This is a genomic window from Martelella sp. UBA3392, assembly GCF_002358775.1.
GTDB classification, from domain to species: Bacteria; Pseudomonadota; Alphaproteobacteria; order Rhizobiales; family Rhizobiaceae; genus Martelella; species Martelella mediterranea.
In genome coordinates this window covers 1-25,783 of the sequence record NZ_DEPM01000088.1, presented here as the reverse complement: position 1 = coordinate 25,783, position 25,783 = coordinate 1, and the positions used below count along the sequence as shown (strand labels likewise).

At 62.6% G+C, this 25,783-nt stretch carries 23 protein-coding genes and 2 tRNA genes; 11 read left to right on the top strand and 14 right to left on the bottom strand.

All coding sequences use genetic code 11. The features are described from left to right. The 4 genes from B4E36_RS06540 to B4E36_RS06525 all read left to right on the top strand — a co-directional run. Nucleotides 1-187, top strand: a 187-nt coding sequence (locus tag B4E36_RS06540) for a hypothetical protein (protein ID WP_345900147.1), incomplete at its 5' end; no start/stop codon positions are given. A gap of 102 nt (nucleotides 188-289) precedes the next feature. Then, nucleotides 290-934, top strand: a complete 645-nt coding sequence (locus tag B4E36_RS06535) for a GntR family transcriptional regulator (protein WP_345900146.1) — start codon at nucleotides 290-292, stop codon at nucleotides 932-934. A 182-nt stretch (nucleotides 935-1,116) separates the two neighbouring features. Continuing rightward, nucleotides 1,117-1,701, top strand: a complete 585-nt coding sequence (locus B4E36_RS06530) for a biotin transporter BioY (RefSeq protein WP_345900145.1) — start codon at nucleotides 1,117-1,119, stop codon at nucleotides 1,699-1,701. Continuing rightward, nucleotides 1,701-2,171 carry a DUF1284 domain-containing protein gene (locus B4E36_RS06525; RefSeq protein ID WP_292054863.1) on the top strand — a complete coding sequence of 157 codons (471 nt, stop codon included), beginning with the start codon at nucleotides 1,701-1,703 and terminating at the stop codon, nucleotides 2,169-2,171. The genes B4E36_RS06530 and B4E36_RS06525 overlap by 1 nt, the downstream gene beginning before the upstream one ends. Before the next feature lie 257 nt (nucleotides 2,172-2,428). Here B4E36_RS06525 and B4E36_RS06520 read toward each other — a convergent pair whose 3' ends face one another. The 3 genes from B4E36_RS06520 to B4E36_RS06510 all read right to left on the bottom strand — a co-directional run bounded on the left by B4E36_RS06520 (nucleotide 2,429) and on the right by B4E36_RS06510 (nucleotide 7,113). Further along, nucleotides 2,429-5,341, bottom strand: coding sequence for a valine--tRNA ligase (locus tag B4E36_RS06520; protein ID WP_292054866.1), 2,913 nt, complete (start codon nucleotides 5,339-5,341; stop codon nucleotides 2,429-2,431). A 199-nt stretch (nucleotides 5,342-5,540) separates the two neighbouring features. Further along, entirely contained in the window at nucleotides 5,541-6,299 is a 759-nt protein-coding gene (locus B4E36_RS06515) for a DUF2497 domain-containing protein (protein WP_345900144.1), read from the bottom strand. A gap of 145 nt (nucleotides 6,300-6,444) precedes the next feature. Beyond that, complete coding sequence (locus tag B4E36_RS06510; protein ID WP_026173686.1) at nucleotides 6,445-7,113, bottom strand: protein-L-isoaspartate O-methyltransferase family protein; 669 nt, start codon at nucleotides 7,111-7,113, stop codon at nucleotides 6,445-6,447. 216 nt (nucleotides 7,114-7,329) lie between these two features. Between B4E36_RS06510 and B4E36_RS06505 the strand changes: the two genes are divergently transcribed. After that, nucleotides 7,330-8,232, top strand: a complete 903-nt coding sequence (locus tag B4E36_RS06505) for a hypothetical protein (RefSeq protein WP_345900143.1) — start codon at nucleotides 7,330-7,332, stop codon at nucleotides 8,230-8,232. Between the two features lie 297 nt (nucleotides 8,233-8,529). On the opposite strand, the gene B4E36_RS06500 is transcribed toward B4E36_RS06505, so the two are convergent. Continuing rightward, nucleotides 8,530-8,603, bottom strand: a tRNA-Cys gene (locus B4E36_RS06500). 272 nt (nucleotides 8,604-8,875) lie between these two features. On the opposite strand from B4E36_RS06500, the gene B4E36_RS06495 reads away from it, so the two are divergent. The 3 genes from B4E36_RS06495 to B4E36_RS06485 all read left to right on the top strand — a co-directional run bounded on the left by B4E36_RS06495 (nucleotide 8,876) and on the right by B4E36_RS06485 (nucleotide 11,742). Next, nucleotides 8,876-10,792, top strand: coding sequence for a mechanosensitive ion channel family protein (locus B4E36_RS06495; protein WP_292054871.1), 1,917 nt, complete (start codon nucleotides 8,876-8,878; stop codon nucleotides 10,790-10,792). A gap of 45 nt (nucleotides 10,793-10,837) precedes the next feature. Next, a complete protein-coding gene (locus B4E36_RS06490; RefSeq protein ID WP_292054873.1) occupies nucleotides 10,838-11,506 on the top strand; it encodes a hypothetical protein in 669 nt (222 codons plus the stop codon). A 161-nt stretch (nucleotides 11,507-11,667) separates the two neighbouring features. Continuing rightward, nucleotides 11,668-11,742 (top strand) — tRNA-Asn (locus B4E36_RS06485). A 337-nt stretch (nucleotides 11,743-12,079) separates the two neighbouring features. Here the strand turns inward: B4E36_RS06485 and B4E36_RS06480 are convergent. The 8 genes from B4E36_RS06480 to B4E36_RS06445 form a co-directional block, all read right to left on the bottom strand. Next, the gene (locus B4E36_RS06480; protein ID WP_292054875.1) at nucleotides 12,080-13,474 is read right to left on the bottom strand and encodes a M20 family metallopeptidase; all 1,395 of its coding nucleotides are present in this window, start codon (nucleotides 13,472-13,474) and stop codon (nucleotides 12,080-12,082) included. 133 nt (nucleotides 13,475-13,607) lie between these two features. Beyond that, complete coding sequence (locus B4E36_RS06475) at nucleotides 13,608-15,149, bottom strand: ABC transporter substrate-binding protein (protein ID WP_292054879.1); 1,542 nt, start codon at nucleotides 15,147-15,149, stop codon at nucleotides 13,608-13,610. Nucleotides 15,150-15,181: 32 nt separating this feature from the next. Continuing rightward, nucleotides 15,182-16,048 carry a serine hydrolase gene (locus B4E36_RS06470; RefSeq protein WP_292054881.1) on the bottom strand — a complete coding sequence of 289 codons (867 nt, stop codon included), beginning with the start codon at nucleotides 16,046-16,048 and terminating at the stop codon, nucleotides 15,182-15,184. A gap of 1 nt (nucleotide 16,049) precedes the next feature. Continuing rightward, complete coding sequence (locus B4E36_RS06465; protein WP_292054883.1) at nucleotides 16,050-17,675, bottom strand: ABC transporter ATP-binding protein; 1,626 nt, start codon at nucleotides 17,673-17,675, stop codon at nucleotides 16,050-16,052. After that, nucleotides 17,672-18,490 carry an ABC transporter permease gene (locus B4E36_RS06460; protein WP_292054886.1) on the bottom strand — a complete coding sequence of 273 codons (819 nt, stop codon included), beginning with the start codon at nucleotides 18,488-18,490 and terminating at the stop codon, nucleotides 17,672-17,674. The genes B4E36_RS06465 and B4E36_RS06460 overlap by 4 nt, the downstream gene beginning before the upstream one ends. Beyond that, nucleotides 18,487-19,431, bottom strand: a complete 945-nt coding sequence (locus B4E36_RS06455; RefSeq protein ID WP_018066026.1) for an ABC transporter permease — start codon at nucleotides 19,429-19,431, stop codon at nucleotides 18,487-18,489. The genes B4E36_RS06460 and B4E36_RS06455 overlap by 4 nt, the downstream gene beginning before the upstream one ends. Nucleotides 19,432-19,590: 159 nt before the next feature. After that, the gene (locus B4E36_RS06450; RefSeq protein ID WP_292054889.1) at nucleotides 19,591-20,502 is read right to left on the bottom strand and encodes a LysR family transcriptional regulator; all 912 of its coding nucleotides are present in this window, start codon (nucleotides 20,500-20,502) and stop codon (nucleotides 19,591-19,593) included. Nucleotides 20,503-20,615: 113 nt separating this feature from the next. Continuing rightward, the gene (locus tag B4E36_RS06445; RefSeq protein ID WP_018066024.1) at nucleotides 20,616-21,164 is read right to left on the bottom strand and encodes a helix-turn-helix transcriptional regulator; all 549 of its coding nucleotides are present in this window, start codon (nucleotides 21,162-21,164) and stop codon (nucleotides 20,616-20,618) included. 105 nt (nucleotides 21,165-21,269) lie between these two features. Here B4E36_RS06445 and B4E36_RS06440 point away from each other — a divergent pair, with 105 nt between their 5' ends. From B4E36_RS06440 to B4E36_RS06430, 3 genes are read left to right on the top strand one after another with little or no spacing between them, the layout of a single operon-like run. Beyond that, entirely contained in the window at nucleotides 21,270-21,983 is a 714-nt protein-coding gene (locus B4E36_RS06440) for a CoA transferase subunit A (protein ID WP_292054894.1), read from the top strand. Next, nucleotides 21,983-22,648 carry a 3-oxoacid CoA-transferase subunit B gene (locus B4E36_RS06435; RefSeq protein WP_292054895.1) on the top strand — a complete coding sequence of 222 codons (666 nt, stop codon included), beginning with the start codon at nucleotides 21,983-21,985 and terminating at the stop codon, nucleotides 22,646-22,648. Before B4E36_RS06440 ends, B4E36_RS06435 begins: the two co-directional genes overlap by 1 nt. Next, nucleotides 22,641-23,816, top strand: coding sequence for an acetyl-CoA C-acetyltransferase (locus B4E36_RS06430; RefSeq protein WP_292054896.1), 1,176 nt, complete (start codon nucleotides 22,641-22,643; stop codon nucleotides 23,814-23,816). Before B4E36_RS06435 ends, B4E36_RS06430 begins: the two co-directional genes overlap by 8 nt. A gap of 161 nt (nucleotides 23,817-23,977) precedes the next feature. On the opposite strand, the gene B4E36_RS06425 is transcribed toward B4E36_RS06430, so the two are convergent. Together B4E36_RS06425 and dgt are read right to left on the bottom strand one after the other, a co-directional pair. Then, nucleotides 23,978-24,118, bottom strand: a complete 141-nt coding sequence (locus tag B4E36_RS06425; RefSeq protein ID WP_292054899.1) for a hypothetical protein — start codon at nucleotides 24,116-24,118, stop codon at nucleotides 23,978-23,980. Between the two features lie 182 nt (nucleotides 24,119-24,300). Further along, nucleotides 24,301-25,632 carry a dGTP triphosphohydrolase gene (dgt, locus tag B4E36_RS06420; RefSeq protein ID WP_292054901.1) on the bottom strand — a complete coding sequence of 444 codons (1,332 nt, stop codon included), beginning with the start codon at nucleotides 25,630-25,632 and terminating at the stop codon, nucleotides 24,301-24,303. Between the last annotated feature and the right edge of the window lie 151 nt (nucleotides 25,633-25,783).

Here is a 25,783-nt window from a genome sequence, read left to right as displayed (position 1 = left end):
GCTTGAACTGCCCGCCGAGATCAAATCCTCATCGACCCCTTTCCGGTTTCACTCCGCGCAAATGCCGCATGTTGACGATATGAAACATGGAGACCAGATGAGAATGTATCGGATACCGATTTTTGGCTATCTATGGTGGGAATACGCCCTGCCCTTTCCGATCGCCGCGCGACAACGAGCCGTTTGAGCGAAACAGCTCTACCGGCTCCACCCGACTTTCAGGGCACAGTCAAAATTCCTGCACACCGCCCTATCGACCTTCTGCCCGGCGCGGATTATCTATAATTCCATGACCAAGCCCGAACCCATCGCCGCCCGCATCAGCCGGGCGCTAGCCGAACGGATCGTCTCCGGCGAGATCGCCGCCGGCGCGCCGCTGCGGCAGGATCATATCGCCGAGGAGTTCGGCGCAAGCCATGTGCCGGTGCGCGAGGCGTTCCGCCGGCTCGAGGCGCAGGGGCTGGTGGAAAGCCAGCCGCGCCGGGGCGTGCGCGTGGCCGGCTTCAGCATGGAGGAGGTGCGCGAGATCGCCGAGATGCGCTCGGCGCTCGAAGTGCTGGCGCTCCGCAATGCCGCGCCGCATCTCACCAGCGCCATTCTGGATGAGGCGGAGGACGCCACCCGCGCCGGCGACCAGGCCCGTGATGTCCAAGCCTGGGAGGAGGCGAACCGCCGCTTCCACCGGCTGATCCTCGCCCCCTGCGGCATGCCGCGGCTGATGCGCAGCATCGATGATCTCCACACCGCCAGCGCCCGCTTCCTGTTTTCCGGCTGGCGCGCGGAATGGGACACGCCGACCGACCGCGACCATCGCGCCATCCTCCTGGCGCTGCGCCGCGGCGATACAGAAGCCGCAGCCCTTCTGCTTGGCCGCCACGTGCAGTGGATCGGCCAGAAACCCGCCAGGATGCAGGTCACCCGTTCCGCCCGCTGAAGCCAGTCGACCGCGCCTGCTTCGCGATGCGGGCCCATGGCCTTGCGTTGAACCTTCCTGTTTACGCCGATTTCCACAGCAGCTTTTCGTCCGCCAGACGCAGCGCTTGCCTTATGCCGCGTTGTGTGGATTCATTTAGAGATAGATTCCATAAATTATCTATAATTTCAAAGGAGCATCACATGCGTCTATCCAGCCCCGCCCTCCTGCCGGCTTTCAGCCCGCTCGCCCCGCAGAACCGCAGCCTCGCCTGGAAGGCGGCGGCGGTGTTTCTGGGAAGCCTGTTCCTTGCGCTGTCTTCCTATATCGAAGTCCCGATGGTTCCGGTTCCGGTCACGATGCAAACCTTCGCGGTAACGCTGGTCGGCGCGCTTTACGGCTGGAGGCTCGGCGGAGCCACCATTGTCGCATGGCTGATTGAGGGCGCTCTGGGCCTGCCGGTTCTGGCGGGCGGCGCTGCGGGCTTTGTCCATTTCATGGGCCCCACGGGCGGCTATCTGTTCGCCTTTCCGGTTGCCGGCATGGTCGCCGGCTTTCTGGCCGAGCGCGGCTGGAACGGCCATCGCGTCGCCCTCGCCTTCCTCGCCATGCTTGCCGGCAATGCGCTCTGCCTGCTCCTTGGCGCTGCATGGCTCTCGCTGATGATCGGCGTCAGCGCCGCGTTTACGGCGGGCGTCCTGCCCTTCCTGATCGGCGCCGTGCTGAAATCGGCGCTCGCCGCCGCCGTGCTGAAGGCGCTTGCCCGCGGCCCGAAGCGCGCCCGCTGATGACGGTAAGGCTGCGCCCGCATCATCTTCTCTGCATGCTCACCTATGCCGGCAAGGGCTACAGCCCCGCCTTCACCGCCAATATGACGGTGGTCGTGGAGCGGATCGCGGACGGCGAGGAGATCGAGATCGTCGAGGGCCCGGACGATATCTGCAAACCGATGCTTTCAGACCCCGATCCGCATTGCCAGCGGGAAAGTGTGCAAATCCGCGATCGGCGGGCTTCGCAAGATGTCGGGCAACTGCTTGGGGTCGCGATTTCTGCGGGTGAGCTGCCGGCCCTCACTGAGGGTCGGCTGGACATGCTCCGGCAAGCCTTCCGCGAAGGTGATATCCGCGCGGCCTGCCGCGACTGCGAATGGCAGGACCTTTGCGGACGCATCGCAGGTGATGCTTCTAGAGGAACGGCTCTGAAGGAGGCCTGCCGGCCTGACAGACAGCCGAGAGATGGACCGCCTTCTGTTCGATGACAAACCTATGGATGTGCAGTTAGACACCGTCACTGACCCTCCCCACAGGCGTCATGCTCGGACTTGATTCGAGCATCCAGGCAGCTTAAGCCATTGAATTTCAGAAGACTTATTGCAATCCCTCGCCGCGTTGCCTGGATCCTCGTGTCAAGCACGAGGATGACACCGAGTTTGAGGACACGTTTGTCAACAAACCAGGACGGCGTCCGACAACAGCCGCCTTCGAGTTTCCGAACCGGCGCCAACCGCGCCTCGATTTACCCGGCTTCCGCCACCCGCGAGAGCGCCACGGAAAGCTGCTCGCGCTGCTGCTTCAGTTCCTCGAAGCGTTCGCGCTCGGTGGCCACCACTTCCGGATCGGCATTGGCGATGAATTTCTCGTTGCCGAGCTTCTTCTGGCTGCGCTCAATATCGGCGTCGACCTTGCCGATCGCCTTGGTCAGCCGCGCGGTTTCAGCCGCCACATCGATAAGGCTGCCGAGCGGAATGCAGGCGGTGGCCTCGCCGATGATCACCTGGGCCGAGCCCTTGGGCGCATCCTTCTCGAAATCAAGCGAATCGATGCGGGCCAGCCGCTCCAGCGCCGGATAGTGGCGGGCAGTGCGTTCGCGGGTCGTGGCGTTGGCGCCGACGAGGATCAGCGGCGCCTTGGCCGAAGGCGGCACGTTCACGTCCGCGCGCGCCGAGCGGATGCCGGAGATCAGATCGACAAGCCAGTTGATTTCGTCGGCCGCCTCTTCATCCCGGAAGCCCGGCTCGTGCCAGTCGGCATGGCAGCAGAGCCCTTCGCCGCCGATATGGTTCCACAACTCCTCGGTCATGAACGGCATGAACGGGTGCAGCAGCTTGTAGGTTTCGGCCAGAACATAGGCGACGCAATGCTGCGCCTCGGCCTTCGCGGCCTCGTCCTCGCCCATGAACACCGGCTTCAGGAGTTCCAGATACCAGTCGCAGAGCTCGTGCCAGACGAAGCGATAGAGCGCGTCGGCAGCCTCATTGAAACGGTAGTTCTCGATCGCCGTGGTGACGTCCTCGGTGGTCTTCGAAAGCTCGGTCAGGATCCAGCGATTGATGGTCTGGGTGGCGCCGGACGGGCGGAACGAGCCGTCGAGCTTCATGCCGTTCATCTCGGCAAAGCGCGTGGCGTTCCAGAGCTTGGTGCCGAAATTGCGATAGCCGGCAATGCGGCTCTCGTCGAGCTTCACGTCCCTGCCCTGGGCCGCCATGATGGCGAGCGTGAACCGCAGCGCATCGGCGCCATATTCCTCGATCAGGTCGAGCGGATCGATGACGTTGCCCTTCGACTTCGACATCTTCTGACCGTTCTTGTCGCGCACCAGCGCATGGACATAGACGGTGTGGAACGGTTCGACCGGCTTGCCGTCCTCATCCTTCATGAAGTGCAGCCCGGCCATCATCATGCGGGCAACCCAGAAGAAGATGATGTCGAAGCCGGTGACGAGAACGCTGGTCGGATAATAGCGGGCGAGTTCGTCCGTCTCTTCCGGCCAGCCGAGCGTCGAGAACGGCCAGAGCGCGGAGGAGAACCAGGTGTCGAGCACGTCCTCGTCGCGGGTCAGGATATTGCCGGGCTCGTAGTTTTCGAGCTGCTCCTCGACCCAGGCCTTCCACGGCCCCTCATGGGCGATGTAATGCTGGATCGCGGCATCAAGCGCCTCTTCCTCGGTCTTTTCGACGAAGACCTGGCCGTCCGGCCCGTACCACGCAGGGATCTGGTGGCCCCACCAGAGCTGGCGCGAAATGCACCACGGCTCGATGTTCTCCATCCAGTCGAAATAGGTCTTTTCCCAGTTCTTCGGCACGAAATTGGTGCGACCCTCGCGCACCGATTCGATCGCCGGCCCGGCAAGTTCCTTGGCGTCGGCGAACCACTGGTCGGTCAGCATTGGCTCGATGACGACGCCCGAACGGTCGCCAAAGGGCTGCATGATCTTCTTGTTCTCGACGAAGGGGATATCATTGCCCTCCTCGTCCTTCACGGTGACGGCAAGGCCCTCGGCATTGATCGCGTCGACGATGCGCTTGCGGGCGGCATAGCGATCAAGACCGCGGTATTCGTCGGGCACGAGGTTGATGTCGTCGACCTCGGCCTCAGTCGGCAACTCGCCGGATTTCGCGATCTTCATCGCCTGCTCGGCGCAGACGGCATAGGGTTCGCCGTCGTCGCGCAGCGCCGCCTTGGTGTCCATCAGCCGGTAGAGCGGAATATGGTTGCGGCGGGCGACCTGATAGTCGTTGAAATCATGCGCGCCGGTGATCTTGACCGCGCCGGAACCGAAATCCTTGTCCGGATATTCGTCGGTGATGATCGGGATCAGACGCCGATGTTCCTTCGGACCAACCGGAATTTCACAAAATTTTCCGATGATTGGCGCATAACGCTCATCCGATGGGTGAACGGCGACCGCGCCATCGCCGAGCATGGTTTCCGGGCGCGTGGTCGCGATCGAGATGTAATCGCGCTCCTCCTTGAGGACGACATTGCCGTTCGCGTCCTTCTCGACATAGGTATAGGTCTCGCCGCCGGCCAGCGGGTATTTGAAATGCCACATATGGCCGTCGACTTCGCGGTTCTCGACCTCAAGATCGGAAATCGCGGTTTCGAATTCGGGATCCCAGTTGACCAGCCGCTTGCCGCGATAGATCAGGCCGTGCTTGTAGAGCGAGACGAAGACCTCGCGGACGGCCTCGGAAAGCCCTTCATCCATGGTGAAGCGCTCGCGCGACCAGTCGCAGGAGGCGCCGAGGCGCTTGAGCTGGTTGATGATCTGGCCGCCGGATTCTTCTTTCCATTCCCAGACCTTGTCGATGAAGGCCTCGCGGCCCATCTCACGCCGGCCGGGAAGCTGGCGTTCCATCAACTGACGCTCGACAACCATCTGGGTGGCGATGCCGGCATGGTCCATGCCGGGCTGCCAGAGCGTGTCCTTGCCGCGCATCCGCTCGAAGCGGACCATGATGTCCTGCAGCGTGTTGTTGAGCGCGTGGCCCATATGCAGCGAGCCGGTCACGTTCGGCGGCGGGATCACGATCGAGAAGCTCTCCCTGCCCGGTTTTGCGTTGGCTCCGGCGCGGAAGGCATCGGCCTGTTCCCACCGGGTGGCAATCCTGGGTTCGACGCTTTTCGCGTCATACGTCTTCTCAAGCATGTCTTCGCCAATTCCTGCTGATACCAAAACCGGGCGAAACACATATAGCGCGCCTGCGTCCGGATTAAACGGCGGCGGGTTGCCGCGGCTTTCGCGGCGGCCCTTCGCGGCCTGTCGTTGTTATGCGCTTGGCTTCAGGCCTGTCAACAACAAAGCCGCCCCGGAGGGGACGGCTTGGATAGGTCCAACGCGCGTATTCTCAGCGCTTCGCGTTGCGCATCCGCTCGATTTCCTTGCCGACCATTTCTTCCACGATCGAAGGCATGTGCTCCTCGATCCAGTCGCGGAGCAGCGGACGCAGCTCCGAAATCACGATTTCCTCAATCTTGCGCGCGCCCTCGCGATCAAGCGCGTCGGAAAGCGCATGCAGCGCATTGCCGATCCGCTGTTCGGAATCGGAGGAAAGCAGGTGCTCCTGGCCCTCCTCCGTGCGTGGCGAACGGTCGGCATCCTCCGCGCGCGCGACGCCATTGGGCTCATGAACCCCGCCGGTCGCCTCCCGCACCTGGCGCGCAACTTCGCCGATCGTGCCGGGATAGACCGCATCGCGCTCCAGCGGGTGCGGCCGGGCCGCCGCCGGTTGCTGCGGTTCTGGCGCTTGCTGCGTCACCGGCTCCTGATCCGCTTCGAACGGCTGTACGGCTTCCTCGCCATGCGCGGCTTCCGTCTCGTTCGACGGCTGCGAATCATCATCGAAGGTGAAGGCGGGACGGCGGGAGACGAAAGCATTATCGCCAAAGGGCTCGGGATCCTGTTCGACAGGAGACGCGTCGCCCGCATCATGATCGCGCTGGCGATAGGTCTCGGGCGCGCGGTAGCGCTCTTCCCTGGGCGCGGCAGCGTTGTCACGCGCGGCGCGTGGAGAACGCCCGACATCGTCGCCGCTATCGATAATACGGCGAATCGAAGCGAGAATCTCTTCCATCGAGGGCTCTTGCTGCAATTTCGGCTGCGCCATTACAAACCTTCCCGCGCGTTAACGTCCCAAGCGTCGAATCATCGACAACGATACGCCAGCTCCGGCCGCATGAAGACCGAAACCGTCATATTTTCAGTGCTATACACAGAATTTTCGGGACACGTCCGATAGAACTTACAAATCTCTAGAATTCGAAGGCCTTCGCCCGCGCGAAGCCAGGAAGCGGCTTGACGGCGGCATTGAAGGAGGAGAGCGACGAAAACACATCGCCATCGCGATGATAGATGGTTGCCCGGGCGGCATAGCCCGTGCCCTCGACGCAGACGAGCCGACCGCCATCGCGCAACTGATTCAGCAGCGCCTCCGGAACGACCTCGACGGCGCCGTTGAGGAAGATCGCGTCATAGGGCGCCTCGGAGGGATACCCTTCCGGCAGGACGCCGCTGACCACGACCGCGTTGTCATAGCCGAGTTCGAGGAATTTCGCGCTCGCGCTTTCAACCAGTTCCTCATCGCTGTCGATGCCGACGACCGACTGGGCGAGCAGCGAAAGAATGGCCGCGGCATAGCCATCGCCCGCGCCGACCACCAGCACCACATCCTTCTTGGAGAGCTCCAGAAGCTGGACGAGCTTGGCAAGCGGCGACGGCTCCATCATGTAGCGGGCGGGGCCGGCTTCATTGGCGGGCTTTACCTGAATGTCCTCGTCGATATAGGCGAGCGACCTGGATTGCGGCGGCAGGAAAGCCTCGCGCGGCACGGCAAGAAAGGCCTCGAGCACAGGATAGGCTGTCACATCGGTCGGCCGGATCTGGTTTTCCACCATCTTCCGGCGCGCCGTCTCGAAATTCATCATGGCCAACAACCTCGCAAACAATCAGCGTTCAGCGCCGTCCCGACGCACGAGTTGTTTTCATAGATGCGCTGCCGCCTCCATGCAAGATGGTAGAGCCGTTCGCGCGAAATTGCCGCAAAAAAGAAGGCGCACGAGGCTGCGCCTGTTCACCCGGAACATGACGAAAGGGCCGGCGCGAGCGCCGGCCCCAATGCCATTTGATGATCAACGATATTGGTTGACCAGAATGCAGAGCCGCTGCAGGCCGGCTTCATAATTGTCCGGCGTACGCATCACCGCCTGACACTGTTTGCGCACGGTCTGCTGCTCGCCGCTGCTCAGATCATCGAAGGCGATCACGAGGCGTTGGTCGTTGCGATTGTCAGGCATCGATCCGCCGCCCGATCCATCGCCGCCGGCAGTGCCACCGCCGTTATTGCCGCCACCGGCATTTCCGCCGCCGCCGTTTCCGCCGCCATTATTGCCGCCGCCATTGTTGCCGCCTCCGCCGCCGCCGAGGCCGATATCCACGTCCGCGCCGGTGCCATCATCACCGCCAATGCCGACATCGACATTCGCGCCGCTGTCACCGCCGATCGTGGCGGAGGCCGAGGCCCCTATTCCGCTACTGCCGCCAACATCGGCGGACGCATCTGCATTCACGCCGCTGGAGCCGCCGACGCTTGCGCCGACATCGGCGCTCGCCGCCTGCCCGCCGCCGACATCGGCCGACGCTCCGGCATCAACGCCACCGGAACCGCCAACGCTCGCGCCGGCATCGGCGCTTGCGGCCTGACCGCCGCCAACACCGGCGGACGCACCGGCATTCACGCCGTCCGAGCCGCCGACGCTGGCGTCAACGCCCGCGCCGACGCCGCCGGAGGGATCGGTGTCTGTATTGACGCCGACGCTTATCCCGTTCTCGCCGCCGATATTCAGAGACTGCGCATTCGCAGGGGTGGCGCCATACAATGTAACGGCGAGCGAACCTGCGAAAAAAGCACCCGCCAGAAGTGTAGATTTACTGCGACAGGCAAACATGTCGTCCTCCTTCTGGAGCCCTCTTTGTGGAAGGACTCCTCCTGTTTAAACAACGTTATGTTTGCGGCTCGTCTGTTCGATCCGCGTAACTTTTAAACGGGACCTCGAACAAAAAAGTTCCTCGGAAGCGAAGAATCTACTCGGCGATCAGATCAAGATCTATTGATTCTGAGTGGAAAACTCCGAGGCTCTTCCCCTCCCATACTTCGACAACAAAGAGATATTCGGGGCCAAAAAACTCGTCGACATGCCGGAAGCAAGTCATTCAAGCAAAAGAGTGGTAGCGATACCATGCGCTCGGCGATATCTATGGTCATGAAAATCACGAACACGATCGCACAGGCATCTGGCGATGCTGTCAGGACGGCGCTGAAATTTTATCGAAAAAGGAAGTGGAGGCCTCGGCCGGAATCGAACCGGCGTGCAAGGATTTGCAGTCCTCTGCGTAACCACTCCGCCACGAGGCCAACATTGTCGATCGAAGGGTTGGCGCGGATTTAGAATGATTTATTTTGATTTGCAATAGCGCTGCCCGACGCAGCCTCATTTTATTTCACGAGGAGGCGCCGGACACCCGTTAGCGCACCGGAACAGATCATCGCCGGCCCCGCCGAACGCCTGTTATTGGCAACGCCGGCAAAAAACGGCTCCGCAGGCTTAAAAGGCCGCGCGAATCGGGTAGTGTCACGAAGTCCGGATTCGGGGTCGAAACGCCGGCGCGTCGCAATGGAGGGGACCAATGCCGACCATCTTCAATTCCGCCAGATTTTTTGCGGCGTGGTGCGTTTTCGCCCTTTTGACGGCGGCATGTTTTCAGCTCACGCCCGCAGCCGCCCAGGAAACTGACGACGAAAAAACCTCCACCGAACTGGTGCAGGAAATCTTCCAGGATGCCCAGGGAAATGCCGGCCTGAAGGCGCGTTATGAACGGCTGGTAACGAACCCGATTTCGCCGCCCGACACCCGCAGCCCGCGCGCAACGCTCGAAAGTTTCCTTGTGATCATGCAGACGGCCAGCGAACTCTGGCTCGAGGTGCGCGACAGCTATTTTGACGGCGAGACCTTCTTCATGACAAAAGCCCAGAGCGATCAGCTCGTTCTGGTGCAGTCGCTTCTGGAAAAGGCGGCGCGGACATTCGATCTCTCCGCGATACCTGCCGCTTCGCGCCAACGCGCAAGCATCGAGACTGTGCTGCAGCTTCAGGAGATATTCGACCGGATCTATCTGCCGCCGGTGGAGGAAATACCGGGCCTTGCCGCGGGCGCGTTCGCGCTGTCGGATTCGGAAGCACAAGCGCTGCCGGCAAAATGGATCATTCCTGGCACCAGCCTGACCATCGAACGGCAACGGGAAGGCCCGCGGGAGGGCGAATATCTTTTCACCCAGGGCACAATCAACCAGATCGACGACGATTACGAGGAGGTCAAGGCTCTGCCGATGATCGCCGACCTCGGCGAAGACCTCTACCAGTATTACATCTATACGCCTGGCAATCTGGTCGCGCCGCGCTGGTATGAGTTCATTCTCGATGGACCCTACTGGCTGCGCTACCAGTTCGGCAATCAGGCCTACTGGCAATGGATCGGGTTGGCGCTCATCGCCGTTGTTTCTGTGGTCGCGCTGGTCTGGTTCAGCCGCTGGAATGCGCGGCGGGCGGTTCCGCTGGATCCCGCCAGGCGGCAGCTGCGCCGTGTTATCACGCCCTTGCTGATCATGGCCGCGGCAAACCTCATCCGCTTCCTGATCGAGGAGCAGATCAACATCACCGGCGACCTGCTCTATGTCTCCACCACCGCCCTGAGCGCCCTGATATGGACGGCCACGGCCTGGTTCACCTATCAGCTTCTGCAGACGCTCTATATGTGGACCATCCGCAACCCCGCCGTCAGCAATGCCTCGCTTGATGCCAGCCTGCTGCGCACCGGCTTTCAGGTCATGTCCTTCATCGTGGCGATCATCGTGCTCGGCTATGGCGCAACCCAGATCGGCATTCCGATCTACGGCGTCGTCGCTGGTCTCGGCGTCGGCGGTCTGGCAATCGCGCTCGCGGCCCAGCCGACGCTTGAAAACTTCATCAGCGGCGTGCTGCTCTACGCCGACCGGATCGTGCGCGTCGGCGACTTCTTCCAGTTCGACGATACCGCCGGCACGGTGGAGGAAATCGGCATCCGTTCGACGCGCATCCGCGCGCTCGACCGCACCCTCATCATCGTCGCCAATGCCGATCTGGTGAAGCGCAAGATCACCAATTACAGCCGACGCGACGTCTTCCTGTTCCGGCACAAGATCGGCCTCAGATACGAGACCGACGCCGACACGCTGCACAAGATCATGGAGGATATCCGGACGCTGCTCGCATCCCATGAAAGCGTGCTCGAATCGCCAAGGCGGGTCCGGCTCGTGGAATATGGCGATTCGGCCGTGCTGATCGATATTTACGCCAATATCTCGGCGACCGACATCAACGTCTTCCTGGAGGTGCAGGAGCAATTGCTGCTTTCGATTCGCGACATCGTCGAGCGCCACGGTTCCGGTTTTGCCTATCCCACCTCCACCGTCTATCTCGCCCAGGGTGACTACAAGGAACCCAAGCCGATCGCGGACGTTCCGACAAAAGAGAACGCCGGCGAGGCGCCGAAGGACGACGAGACCTAGCGCGTCGAAAAGGCGGATATGCCCGGATAGGCCGCGGAGGTTGAAATGTGGGGCTGGGTCAACGAAAATGCGGCGGCGATCAGCGCTGTCGCAAGCGTCGCCACGCTTTTGATATGGGCGGTCTACCTCCAGATGCTGTTCAGCGGCTTCCGCGAGGGACGGCGCGCGAAAATCCTGATCAATCGCGGCGGCAGCCCCACGCTCGATGGTCATTGCCTTGTCGCCAATATGAGCGCGAAGGCGATCTTCATCGACGCCGTGCTGCTCGATTTCAACGTGAAGACCGAGACAGGCCGCGAGCATTTCAGCTATTCGCTCAGCAACCTCACCTTCGATGACGACAGTGTCTCCGATCCGCGCGCAAAACTGTTCCAGGGACCGCTGGATGCCGCCGAGCATCTCGACCTCGGCACATTCCGGGCATTGATCGAAAAAATGTCGCCGCCGGATTTCGACCGCTTTGAGACGATTGAAGATATCAACATCACCATCGTGGCCACCTACACCTCTGAGGACCGGCCGGTCGCAGCCGAACGGGTTTTCGATATTGTCGGCGAGCGCGACGAGCAGGTGGTGTCCCCGCGCAGCTATGCCGCGTCGCAATTGCGCAGCCAGCGTCAGCGCCGCCGGATCGAAAGACTGATGCGCGATCTGCACCAATCGGAGCGTGGCGATGGCCGCAAAAAGACAGATGGCGTGGAGGCGCAGGCTTAACCGCTTTTGGCAGCCCGATCGGAGATGCATCCAGGCGCGGGAAAACGGATCGCGCGAGGGTCACAAACTTCTTTGCTTTTTTTGTCGAAAAGGGCTTGGCAAATCGCCTCACCATTTGTATTAACCCGCTCACACCGCAGCGCCTCATACGGCGCTAATGTTCCCTGGTAGCTCAGCGGTAGAGCACTCGACTGTTAATCGATAGGTCGTCGGTTCGAATCCGACCCGGGGAGCCACTTCACCATTTGATTGTCTGTACTGCCGTGAGAGTGTTCTTTCCGACGCGATCCGGTGCAAGCCCAAATGCCCTCCGCCGAGAGGCAGAAGGGCCAGAGGCCAATGCGGGATAGAGCTCAATTATGCGATCAATCCAGCAGCCACAGCGCCGCGCCCCGGCGACGCTCGCGGGGAGCGCCGGGTCGAATGAAGCATCGACGGAATCGCTCTCAGCTCATTGGCGTAGCGCCGCGTGCGGTCAGCTTTGGGGCGATCTTGTCGCCAGATCACGCTTTAACCTATTGAATCAACGTATCGTTCTTTTCGAAAGTCGATTCCGATTTTCGGGCCCACGCGCTAGCGCTTGCCGGTTTTTTCTTTCCACTCGGCGCGCGCCTGCTCGATGAGCTCCGGATCGGTGGCGGCCTTGAGGCCGGTGGCGGCGATCGCCTTGGCGGCGTGGACGAAGGCCTTGTGGGCGGCCGGGCTCTTGCCCTGCGCGACCACCTGCCAGGTGTGGGGGTTGGTGCCGATCGCCCAGGCCGGGGTCCAGCATTGCGCCGTGGGAATAACCCAGCTCACATCGCCGACATCCGTTGAGCCGGCGCGGAAATGCGACTTGCCCTCAAAGGCCCTCAAGCCCCGGTGAAGCGGCTGGCTTCCGTCGACCCGGCTGTTGGAAAGCGCGTCATCCCTGACCTGATAGAGCCGGATGCTGCTGTCGATCGCCTCCTGTGAGAAGGTCGCCTGAATATCCCGCGCGAAAGCCTCGTCGGCCTCGTCGAAGGGCACGGGGCCGAGCGCCGTCATCTGCTCGTGCATCGCGGTTTCGAGCGTGAGGTTGGGAAGCAGGCTGTTGGTTGCCTTGCCGAGTTCCAGTTCGACCCTGGTTTCCGTCATCATCGCAGCACCTTCGGCGATTTTCTTCACCCGTTCGGCGAGCGCCCGCGCGCCCACGATTTCCGGAGCCCGGATCATGTAGCGGCCGGCCGCGCGCGCCTGCACGACATTGGCCGCGACGCCTCCGGTCTCGGTAATCGCGTAATGAATCCGGCAATCGGAGGGCATGTGCTCGCGCAGGAAATTGATGCCGATATTGGTCAGCTCCAGCGCATCGAGCGCGGAACGGCCGAGGTGGGCCGCATTTGAGGCATGGGCCGCAACCCCCTTGAAGCGGATATCATATTCGATCACGGCGAGATTGTTGGTGGAGCGCACGCCGTTGAAGGGCGCGGGATGCCAGGTGAGCGCAAGGTCGACATCGTCGAACACGCCGGCCTCGGCCATGATCGTCTTGGCGCCGCCGCCCTCTTCCGCCGGGCAGCCATAATAGCGCACGGTGGCCGCGATGCCGGTCTTTTCCAGATGACGGGCAAGGCCCACGGCTGCAAGAAGCGAACCCGCGCCGAGCAGGTTGTGGCCGCAGCCATGGCCGCTTGCGCCCGGATTGTCGGACTTCTCCTCGGCAATGCCGGCGACCTGATTCATGCCGGCCAGCGCATCGAATTCGCCCAGAATGGCGATCACCGGCCCGCCGCCGCCATATTCCCCGCAAAAGGCGGTCTCGATACCGACAACGCCGCGCGTGACGGAAAACCCGTATTTCTCCAGAAGCGCCGCCTGGAGCTTCGCCGATTCGAATTCCTCGAACTTCAGTTCGGCCAGCTCCCAGATCCGGTCGGAGAGTTCGATGAATTCAGGCTTCAATGCCTCGATTTCGTCCGCGAGTTGTTCAATCGCCTGCTGGGTCATGGAAAGGTCCTGTTTGCTGCCGTGGCAGCGGGTCTGGGGTCATGAGAAGTCGCGCGGCCCATGTCGATGGGCCGCGGGATAAGGGTTCTTGAGGAGAACGCCGCGCCGCCGAGACGGCGCTGCGAGAAGCCGGTCAGTCGACCGAGACTTCCCATACGCGGGGGTTGCCCTGCCACACGGGCGCGCCTTCGAGGCTCGCGGTCGCGGCCCAGATGTCAACCATGTCGTACATGAACAGGCCCGGCATATCCTCGAGCATCAGCGTGTGGAAATCGTCGAAGATCTGCTGGCGTTTCGCCTGATCGGTTTCGCGATAGGCGGCGTCGAGCAGTTCGATGGCCTTCGGGTTCTCCCACATCAGCGAGGTGTTCTCGTCCTTGTCGCCGACATAGAAGCTCATCATCAGCGCCGGATCGAGGCGCGGCGAGACCGACTGCGAGATCACCTGGTAATTGCCTGAGCGACGGCGTTCCACCTGGGTGGCATAGTCGAGCACCTCGATCTGCACGTTGAGGCCGGCCTGCTGCATCATCGCCTGGGCGATGATCGCCGCCGGATAGCTCGGCACATTGCCGCGGCGGTTGGCGATGATCGAGATCGGCTCGCCATTATAGCCGGCGTCCTTCAGTTCCTTCTTTGCCGCCTCGATGTCATAAGGCAGGCACTTTTCCTGGGTCTCGCTGTAATAGATCGAGTTGGTCGCGATCATCGAGCAGTTGGGCGTGCCGGTTCCGTTGGAGGCGGCGGCGACAAGCTGCGGCAGATCGAGCGCCATGGCCATGGCGCGGCGGACGCCCGGATTGGCGAGCACCGGATCGCGGGTCTGCATGTAGAACAGGTTCTTGCCGTTGTTGACGGCGACGATCAGCTTGCTGTCATCGCGGTCCTCGAATTCCGGCATCAGGTCCGGAGAGACTTCGGCAAGATCGAGCGCGCCGGACTGGATGCCGGCTTTCACCGTCGAGGCGTCGGGAACCACCATGAACTTGACGCCGTCGGCGAGCGGGTCCTTGGCGCCGACCGTGCCATCCGGCTTGCCGTCGTTCGGCGGCGAGACATAGGCATCATTCTTGGCGAGATGGACATATTCACCTTTCTTCCACTCGTCCCACTTGAACGGGCCCGTGCCGATCGGTGCTGCGAAGCTGCCGTCCTCGCCCACCGATTTCGGCGAGATGATGCCGGTGAAGCCGCATTCCGGGCGAGCCATGAGGCCGAGGAAGACCGCCGACGGCTCGGCAATCGTCATCGTCACGGTGGCGTCATCGACCTTCTCGATGCCGGTCAGCTTGACCACGCGGCTGCCGTCGAAATCCGGCAGGCAGCGCCACTTGCTGTCGGCATCCATATAGCGGTTCATGGACCAGACCACGTCGTCGGCGGTCATCTTGTCGCCATTGTGGAAGGTGACGTCGTCGCGCAGCGTGAAGGTGTAAATCAGCCCGTCATCGGACATGGCGACGGATTTGGCGAGAAGCGGCTTGACCGCGCCGTCCTCGGTGTAGCCGACGAGACCTTCGAGAATGTGCATCATGATCGCGTCGGTATTGCCGTCGCGGTTGACGCCCGGATCGTTGGAGCGCAGGTCGGAGGAGAGCGCGACGACGATGTCGCGCGCCGCCGCGGTCTGGGTGAGTGCCGCCAGCATCACGCCGGCAAGGAGTAGTTTCTTCATGTTTATCCCTCTTTGGTTCTGTTTTCAGGCCTTCAAAGTCCGATGAAACAGGCGCGGGCGAGCCGGCCGATCGTCTCGAGTGCCACCGTATAGCCGGGAAGCCCGTCCGGCATGGTGAGCGGTACCCCGTCCGTGTAGGCGGCGAGGATGAAGAGCGGCGCGCCGTCGCGATAGACGATGCCCGCATCCATGCGCCCGCGCTTTCCCCGTCCGCCCTTGCTGGCGATCACGGTGTCGAAGGGAAGGCGCGAATGAATGCCGTAGCGCAGCACCTGCGATTTCAGCATCTTCAGCGCGAAGGCGGAGAGGTCCCGCGAGATGCCGAGCCGCGCTGAGGCGTCGGCATCGGCGTCCGTCTGGGCAGCAAGGATCGTATCGAGCAGCATCACCTGGTCGGCCGCCGTCGTCACCGTCACCGCGTCGAGCGGATGGTCATGCGGCAGCGCGATCGGCGGGATCAGGAAGCGGTGATGGGTGCCGGTCATGCCGATCGCCGCGCAATAGGCTTGGACCTCCTCGAGCGTCAGACGCTCGAACACCATATGGGTGCAGACATTGTCGGAAAGCGTGATCATGCCGGCGATCGCATCGCGCAATGACAGCACCATGCCGGGTGTCATGTGGCGCAACACGCCGCTCGCCACCTGCTCGGCGTGGCGCGGCTCGTAGACGATCTTCTCGTCGAAACTCAATCGCCCCTCCCCGATCGCCTTCAGCGCCGCCATCATGATCGAGATCTTGCGGGTCGAGGCCGATGGCGTTTCCTCGGTCGCGCCGCGCTCGATGGTTTCGCCCGTCAGCAGGTTCTTGACCTTGAAGCGGACGGTGAAATCCTGGGCATCGCAGATCCTCGCGAGTTCGGCGGCTGTCGATGCCGTTTTTTCGGTTCGTTGAGTCATATCACTCCTCCAGCCGCCATTTGAGTTTCACGCCGCCGGTCTCGTTGAAGTCGAGCGCGGGAATGGCCGACAGCAGACGCTGCGTATAGGTATGCTGCGGACGGTCAAAGATCTCGTCGCGCGGGCCTTCCTCGACGATTTTGCCGTGCTGCATCACGATCACCCGATCGGCGATCTGCTCGACCACGGAAAGGTCGTGGCTGATGAACAGGCAGGAAAAGCCGTGCTTCTTCTGCAGGTCGGCGAACAGCGCCAGTACCTGCGCCCTGACCGTCACATCAAGCGCGGACACCGGCTCGTCGGCGATCAGCAGTTTCGGCTCGCGCACCACGGCGCGGGCGATTGCCACGCGCTGGCGCTGGCCGCCGGAAAGTTCGTGCGGCAGCCGTTCGGCGAATGCGCCGGGCAGGCCCACCTCGGCAAGCGTCGCGAGCGCCCGCCTGCGCCGCTCGGCGGCGCTCAGCCCCGGCATGGTGCGCAGCGCCTCTTCGACCAGCTTGACGATCGTCATGCGCGGGTCGAGCGACGAATACGGGTCCTGGAACACCATCTGGCAGTTCTGCCGATAGTGCGCCCAGTCCCCTTCCCGCGGCTTGCCGTTGAACAGGATATCGCCCGACGTCTGGTGAATCAGCCCGGCAATGGTGCGCCCGAGCGTGGTCTTGCCGGAGCCCGAACCGCCGACCAGCGCCACCACCTCGCCCTGGCGGATCGTCACCGAAACGCCATGGAGGGCGCGCTTGGCCTGGCCCTTGCGAAACAGCGCGCCGGCCTTGTGATAGTCGACGATCACGTTTTCGACGGACAGGACCGGCGTATCGTCCGGACGGAATGTCCGGGTTTCGCCGCGCCCCGGCAGCGATGACAACAGCTTGCGGGTGTAGGCATGCTGCGGGTTGGTGAGAATGTCGTCGGTGGTGCCGCTTTCGACCACGACGCCCTTTTCCATCACCGCGATGCGGCTGGTATAGCGCGCCACCATCGGCAGATCGTGGCTGATCAGCAGCACCGCCGTGCCTTCGGCGCGGGTGAGTTCCACCATCAGCTCCATCACGTCGCGCTGGATCACCGCGTCAAGCGCCGTGGTCGGCTCGTCGGCGATGAGCAGCGCCGGTTTCAGCAGCATCACCGAGGCGAGCATGATGCGCTGGCGCATGCCGCCGGAAAACTCATGTGGATAGGCCGACAGCGCCCCCTTCGGATCGACGATGCCGACCCTTTCCAGCATGGCGAGGATCGCGTCCCGGCGCTTCTCACGGGTAAGCCCGGTGTGGAGCTTCAGCCCCTCCTCCAACTGCCGGCCGATGAGCATCGACGGGTTCAGCGAGGTCATCGGCTCCTGGAACACCATGCCGATCCGCGCGCCGCGCAGCGATCTCAGATCACGCGGGCTCATGGTCAACGTGTCGCGCCCCTCGAACACGGTCTCACCGCTTGTCGGCGTGATCCCGGCGGGCAGAAGCGACATCAGCGCGCGGGTCGCCAGCGTCTTGCCGGAGCCGGATTCGCCGACAATGCCGAAGATCTCGCCGGGGCGGACATCGAAGGAGACATTGTCGACGAGCTTGACGCCATTGCCGAGGGAAAGCGTCAGGTCGCGGACGGAAAGGAGAATATCCCTCATCATTTCAGCCCCCTCATGCGCGGGTCGAGACGGTCTCGCAGCGCGTCGCCCAGAAGATTGATGCCGAGAAGCGTGAGCGCGATGCAAAGGCCGGGGAACACGCCGAGCCAGACGGCCTGCTCGATGAACGGCCGGCCGGCGGCCAGCATGTTGCCCCAGGTGGGTGCGGGCGGCGGCACGCCGAGGCCGAGGAAGGAGAGCGCGCTTTCCGACAGGATCGCCCAGCCGAACATGGTGGTCGCCAGCACCGACATCGGCGCCAGGCAATTGGGCAGGATATGTCGGAACACCGTGTAGAACTCGCTGTTGCCCATCAGCTTCGAGGCTTCGATGAACTCGGCTTCGCGCAGCGTCATCACCACGCCGCGCACCAGCCGCGCCATCGACGGCGTGTAGGCAATGCCGAGCGCGAAGATGATGCCGTACTGATTTGCGCCGAAAACGGCGAGCAGGCCGAGCGCCAAAAGAATGCCCGGAAAGGCGAGCAGCGCATTGTTGACGGCCATGATCAGCCCGTCGGTCAGCCCCCGCGTATAGCCGCTGACGAGGCCGATCAGCGTGCCCATGACGACGGTGAAGGTGACGGTGAGCGTGCCGATCCACACACTTGCGCCGGCGCCGACCATGATCCGGCTCAACACGTCGCGGCCGAATTCGTCGGTCCCCATCCAGTGGGCAAGGCTCGGCGGCTTCAGTCGGGCGACGAAATCGAGCTTCAGCGGATCGTAGGGCGTCCAGAACGCACCGATAAGAGCGACGACGAGCAGAAGGCCAATCAGGAAACCGCCGATCGCGGCATTATAGGAAAGTTTTCTCATTGTGCCGTCACCCGGGGATCGAACAGTGGATAGAACAGGTCGATGATCAGGTTGACGACGACATAGGAGAGCGCCACGAACAGCAGGCAGCCCTGGATAACCGGGTAATCCCGCTGGAAGATGCTGTCGACCATCAGCCGGCCGAGGCCCGGGATCGAGAACACGGTCTCGATAACCGCGATGCCGCCCAATAGATTGCCGAGGATGAGGCCGATCATCGTCCAGGTCGGGCCGAAGGCATTCTTGAAGGCGTGACGCCACAACACGGCCATTTCGGAAAGCCCCTTGGCACGGGCGTGGGTGATGTAATCAAGCCGCAGCACTTCCAGCGTCGAGGCGCGGGACATGCGCAGAAGCACGCCCATTTCATGCATCACGAGCGTGGCGACCGGCAGGATGATATAGATCAGGCCCTCGGTGAGATTGTCGCGCAACGACACGTAGCCGAGCACCGGAAGCCAGCCGAGTTCAAGCCCGAACAGCAGGAGAAGCAGAAGGCCGAGCCAGAAGGTCGGTATCGAGAGAAGCAGCGTCGCCGTTCCGACAAGCGCAAGGTCCGTTACCGAATTCTGCCGCCATGCCGCAATGATGCCGGCGGGCACGGCGAGAATGGCGGCCAGCACGACCGCGATCAGCACGATCTCGCCGCTGATGACAAAGCGCGCGGCGACCAGCGGCAGCACCGGCTCGTCATTGATGATCGAGCGGCCAAGATCGCCCGAGAGCGCGTTCTCGCTCCAGATCAGGAATTGCCGCGGCAGCGACTTGTCGAGACCGAGCTCGGTCTCCAATTGGGCGATCTGCCGGTCATCGGCCATGTCGCCGAGCAACAGTTCGGCCGGATTGCCAGGAATGAGACGGATCAGGCCGAACACCGTGATCGATACGATGATCACCGTCGGTATCGCCATCGCGACGCGATGGAGGAAAAATCTCAGCATCAGAACCCCTCTGAGCCCCGCACTTCAGGCGGCAGGTTGTTTATTGACAAAAGTATGACAAAGCGAAAAAGAGACCGCAACACTATGATATTTTTCATAGGGATATGCAGCCGCGCTTACCGGCCAAGGACATGATGGCTGGAGAGAACCGGCAGCGGGTTAAGCCTGATCGTCCACCTGAGAACGCTCGATCTGGCGCTTCAGCGCCGCCATCAGGCCCTTGGCGGCAAGCGACATCGGCACGCCCTCGGCGGTCGCAATCCCGAAGCGCTGCGTGAGTTTCGGCTCGAACGGCCGTTGCACCACGGGCAGGTGCTTGTAGAGATTGGCGTAGAAACTGCTGGCAAGCGCGATCCCGAGCCCCTCGGCGGCATAGGCGCAGGCGGAGGAATTGGAATGCGTTTCGATGCGCACATCGGCACGCACGGCCTCGTTCTGCAACAGCCGGTCGAGCATCACCCGATGGGCGCGCAGCCGGCCGAGCATGATCAGCGGTTCGCCGCGCAGGTCCTCCGGCCGGATGACATCGCGCGCGGCCAGCCGGTGGTCACGGTGCATGACGGCGACGCTTCGCCCCTCGGCGACGATCTCGAGCCGGATGCCCGGGCTGATTTCGCCCTCATGGCGCAGGAAGCCGAAATCGATCACCCGCTGGTCGATCATCCGCTGGATGGTCATGGTGGTCTCGAAAAAGGTCTCGACCCTGACGCCGGGAAAACCCTCGCGATAATCCTTCAGCATGGCGGGCGCGAAATTCTCCCACATGCTGCTCGGCAGGCCGATGCGCACCGCCTCGGTTTCAGACGCGCCGGTGCGGATTTCATCGGCAAGCTGGCTGAAACGCGCCAGATTCAGGAGCACGGTCTTCGCCTCGGCTTCCAGAGTGCGCGCCTCCGGCGTCGGAACCAGCCTTCCCTTGACGCGCTGAAACAGCGTCAGCTCGAGATCGGACTCCAGTTGCTGGACGAGACGGCTGACGCCAGACTGGCTGAGCCCGGTGCTCTTGGCCGCCCCCATTGTCGAGCCCGTCGAAAGCACCGCGCGGAAAACTTCGAGCTGCTTGATGTTCATGCGATTTTTTCTCTGGGCGTTGATCTCGATCTGACAGCTACGATATTCTCGTAGCCCTGTCATGTGACAGCATGGGCAAAAAGCCGTGCCGGCACCTGTGCGCCGGAAACGACTTACGGCCGATTTTCCTCGCTGTTGAGGAACCACGCGATCAGTTCGGAACTGTTGCGCACGCCGATCGCGCGCGCCAGCCGCAGACGGTGCGCCTCTATGGTTCTGCGCGACAGGTTGAGTTCGTCCGCGATCGCGGCGTTGGTCTTGCCCTGGGCGACCAGTGCAAGGATCTGGCGCTGTCGGCCGGTCAGGGTTTTCGTGGCCGCGCTCGTCGGCCGGCTCATCGGCTCGAAGCAGTAAACCGCCGCGGCGAACGGGTCGGCGGCATCGAAGGAACGCCCCCTGACGCGGCACCAGAAGCGTCGTCCCCCGGTATCGGCCATGATCCGCTCGTCATAGTAGACGGCGCCGCCGGGAAGATGATCGCGCCACATTTTCCCGGTGCGCACGAAATCCTCGAGCGCGGGGTAGAGCCGGGCGAAGCTCTGGTTGATCAGCGCCTCGCGTTCATAGCCGAAGACCGCCGCGAACTCGCTGTTGCAATCCCGGATGACCCGATGCGTGGCGAACACGAGCGGCACGGGCAGTTGCGGCAATGTGAAGGTCAAGGGCGACGCCGAAGTTCGATCCATGCAGTATAAATACGACTAACGCCGGACAGATGACAAGATTTATCGTCATATTCGCGGACGGAAATCCGAATGGAGGAGACGATGAGAAAAGTATTCGCGTCGGCGACAGAAGCCCTTGCCGGGCAGCTGCGCGACGATATGGTGATCATGTCGGGAGGCTTCGGCCTTTGCGGCATTCCCGAAGCGCTGATCGAAGCCGTGGAGCTTTCCGGCGCGCGCAATCTGACCGTGATTTCGAACAATGCCGGTGTTGACGGCATCGGCCTTGGTCGGCTTCTCGAAACCCGGCAGATCAGCAAAATGATCTCGTCCTATGTCGGCGAGAACAAGCTGTTCGCCGAGCAGTATCTTGCGGGCGACCTCGAGCTCGAATTCAACCCGCAGGGCACGCTCGCCGAACGCATCCGCGCCGGCGGAGCGGGCATTGCGGCATTCTACACCAAGACCGGCGTCGGAACCGTGATTGCCGAGGGCAAGGAAGTCCGCAGCTTCAACGGCGAGGACTATGTGATGGAAACCGGGCTTGTCGCCGACATCAGCCTGGTCCACGCCTTCAAGGGCGATACCGAGGGCAATCTGGTCTATCGCAAGACCGCCCGCAACTTCAATCCGGACATGGCCACGGCAGCGCGGATGACCTTTGCCGAGGTGGAGCATCTGGTGCAGCCCGGCGAGATCGATCCCGATCACATTCACACGCCCGGCATCTTCGTGTCGCGCATCGTCCACGTCCCGAATCCGGTCAAGCACATCGAAAAGCGCACAACGCGTGAAGCACGGCGGGAGGACGCATAATGGCCTGGACACGCGAACAGATGGCGGCCCGTGCGGCCCGCGAACTACAGGACGGCTTCTACGTCAATCTCGGCATCGGAATCCCCACGCTCGTCGCCAACTATATTCCGGAGAACATGGACATCCGGCTGCAAAGCGAAAACGGCATGCTGGGCATGGGCCCCTTCCCGTTCCAGGGCGAGGAGGATCCCGACCTGATCAATGCCGGCAAGCAGACGATCACCTCTTTGCCCGAAACCAGCTTTTTCTCCAGTTCGGAGAGTTTCGCGATGATCCGCGGCGGCCATATCGATCTGTCGATTCTCGGTGCGATGCAGGTCGCCGAAAACGGCGACCTCGCCAACTGGATGATCCCCGGCAAGATGGTCAAGGGCATGGGCGGCGCGATGGACCTTGTCGCCGGCGTGAAGCGCGTCGTGGTGGTGATGGAACATGAAGCGAAGGGAACGCCCAAGCTCCTGAAGGAATGTACCCTGCCCCTGACCGGCAAGCGCGTCGCCGATATGGTGATCACCGATCTCGGCGTTTTCACCCTCACCCGGCACGGCGAGCCGAAAATGGTTCTGACCGAACTGGCCGAAGGCGTCACCCTCGACGAGATCACCGCCAAGACGGAAGCCCGCTTCACCGTCGCGCTTGAACAGGAGGGCGCAAGCCATGCATGACATCGTCATTGTGGCGGCGGCCCGCACGGCCATCGGCGCCTTCATGAAAGGCCTTGCCGCCATGCCCGCGCACGAACTGGGCAGCATCGCGATCACTGAGGCCCTGTCGCGCTGCGGCGTTAGCCCCGCCGAAGTCGATGAGGTCATTCTCGGCCAGGTGCTCACCGCGGGCGCCGGGCAGAACCCGGCCCGGCAGGCGGCCATGAAGGCCGGCATTCCCGACACTTCAACGGCATTCGGCATCAATCAGGTCTGCGGTTCCGGCCTGCGCGCCGTCGCTCTGGGCATGCAGCAGATCGCTCTCGGCGACGCCCGCGTTATTGTTGCCGGTGGCCAGGAATCGATGTCGCTTTCCGCCCATTGCGCGCATCTGCGCGGCGGCGTGAAGATGGGCAATGCATCGCTGGTCGACACCATGATCTCCGACGGGCTGACCGATGCGTTTGGCGGCATGCATATGGGCATCACCGCGGAAAACGTCGCCAGAAACTACGGGATCGACCGTGCCTCACAAGACGCCTTTGCTGTCGCAAGCCATCGCAAGGCCGCGGCCGCGCAAGAGGCCGGCCGGTTTGCCGAGGAAATCGTTCCCGTCACCATTCGCTCCCGCAAGACCGAAACGGTGATCGACAGCGACGAACAGATCCGCGCCGATGCCAGCGAAGAAGGACTTGCCGCCCTTCGCCCGGCGTTCGAAAAGGATGGCACCGTCACCGCCGGCAACGCCTCGGGTCTCAATGACGGCGCGGCGGCGCTGGTGCTGATGCATGCCGACGAGGCCGCCAGGCGCGGCCTTGCGCCGCTGGCGCGGATCGCGTCCTGGGCAACGGCCGGGGTCGATCCGGCGATCATGGGCATTGCGCCCGTCGCAGCCTCGCGCAAGGCGCTGGAAAAGGCGGGCTGGTCGGCCGCCGACCTCGATCTGGTGGAAGCCAATGAAGCATTCGCGGCCCAGGCCTGCGCCGTCAACGCGCAGATGAGCTGGGATCCGGAAAAGGTCAACGTCAATGGCGGCGCGATCGCGCTCGGTCATCCGATCGGCGCATCGGGCGCGCGTGTTTTGGTGACGCTGCTTCACGAGCTGAAACGCCGCGATGCCCGCAAGGGTCTGGCCACGCTATGCATCGGCGGCGGCATGGGCGTCGCGCTATGCGTGGAACGTCCCTGAAACGCGACTTTTCCGCAGGTCACGATGAAATAAACCGGCCCATCCCTGCCCGACAATACGGGCGGAGATGGGCCTGTGACCTCGCCGGCGTCCGGGCGAAAGCCTGCACAGAGAGAACAGGGCAGATCGACGCGAAGCCGCCCTGCCCGGCAAAGCTTAAATCAGCGGAACGTATCCGGGAAACGACGGCGGGCTTCGGCGCGCAGCTCATTGTAATCATTGTAGACATCGCCGAGGCCGCGCATGAAGCGGACCAAGGGGTTGTGCTGGTTTCTGGCTTCATTCTTGCGGGTGGTGTTCATCTTCAGATCCTCGTCTTGGCGTTGATGACACCAACATAGTGATTTATCGCCGGCGCGGTATGGGGTGCGACGCAGCCCAGCCTTGCACTGAGGTGTTGGCTTACGAAGAATACGGCGCTCTCACTTATTGAATCTACGCATCGTGCTTTCCCAAAATCGATTCCGATTTTCGGGCCAATGCGTTAGCGCGAGATCATCTCCGCGATCTTCACGGCATAGCGGTCGGTCATGCCGGAGACGTAATCGGCGAGCGCATGAAGCGCGCTGTAGGGATCGCGGGCGTGGCGCAAATCGATCCCGAGCGCCCGCTGCAATTGCCGGGGATAGCCGTCGAGCCCGTCGGCCTGCCAGCCGGCGGCGGCAAGCGCCTCGATCACCGGCAGGATGCCGTCGAGAATGCGATGGACGAGGTTGCGGCCCATGACCTCGAGTTCGGTCTTGCGCGGCGAGGTGAAGATGCGCTCATTCGCCAGACTTTCGATCGCGGCAAAGTTCTCAGCTTGGGCCGAGGCGCTGACGAGCGCGCCGGCAAACCTGCCGCCCATGATCGCATCATAGTTTTCCGCAAAGGCACCGCTGCACGCCTCGAAGGCCTTGCCGATCGCGACCGCCCGCAACACGGCGATCTTCTCGGCCGGCGTGTCGCCGCGATCGTCCTTCGGCGAAAAGCCCGCAATCTCGGACAGAAGCGGCGCGACATCGCCATAGCCGAGATCGCCGGTGGTGAAGGCATCCTCGAGGTCGAGAATATTGTAGCAAATATCATCGGCGGCCTCGACCAGGAGCACCAGCGGATGACGCCGCCACCAGGTGGCCGTGGCGTCACCCGCGATCAGGCCGGTCCGGGCGGCGACGGCCTCAAGCTCGGCCCGCTCGCTTTCGAACACGCCGAACTTCTTCAATCCGCCATCATGGACGGCGATCGTCTTTCGCACCCGCGCCGTCACCGGATATTTGATGAATGCGCCGAGCGTGCCATGGGTCAGCCGCATGCCGCCGGGCCGGTTCATCTCCAGCCGGGTGAGGATGCGAAAGCCCTGCGCATTGCCCTCGAATGCCTCGAATTCCTCGGCAAAACAGGCGTCGCGGTCGCAAAACAGCCCCTCGCCCCGGTCGAAGCGTTCGGCAAACCACGCGCCGATCGCCGCCTCGCCGGAATGGCCGAAGGGCGGATTGCCGATATCATGCGCAAGACAGGCCGCATGCACGAGGCCGGCGACGATCGCCTGCCCGCCCTTGGCGATCTTGCCTTCCTCCTCAAGCCAGTAACCGACTTCCAGCCCAAGCGAGCGTCCGACGCTCGCGGTCTCCACGCTGTGGATCAGGCGGTGATGGATATGGTCGTGATCGTAGAGCGGGTGGACCTGGGTCTTGTTGGCCAGCCTTCGAAACGGCGCGGAAAACGTGATCCGGTCGGCATCCTGATCAAAGGCCGGACGGCGGGGCGAGGCCTTGCGGTCGGGACGGTAGAGAGGTTCCAGGTCGAGCAGGCGCGACCATTCCATTTCAGCCATTTCGTCATCCCCCGCCGCTCGGAAACCGCTATTCGGCAGCCTTGCCTTGCGCTGTCTTGTCTTCCAGATGCTTCTCGGCAGGGCTATCCGCTTCGCCGTCATGCTCCAGTTCATAGGCATAGCCCTCAAGCATCACATAGGCCTGCTCGAT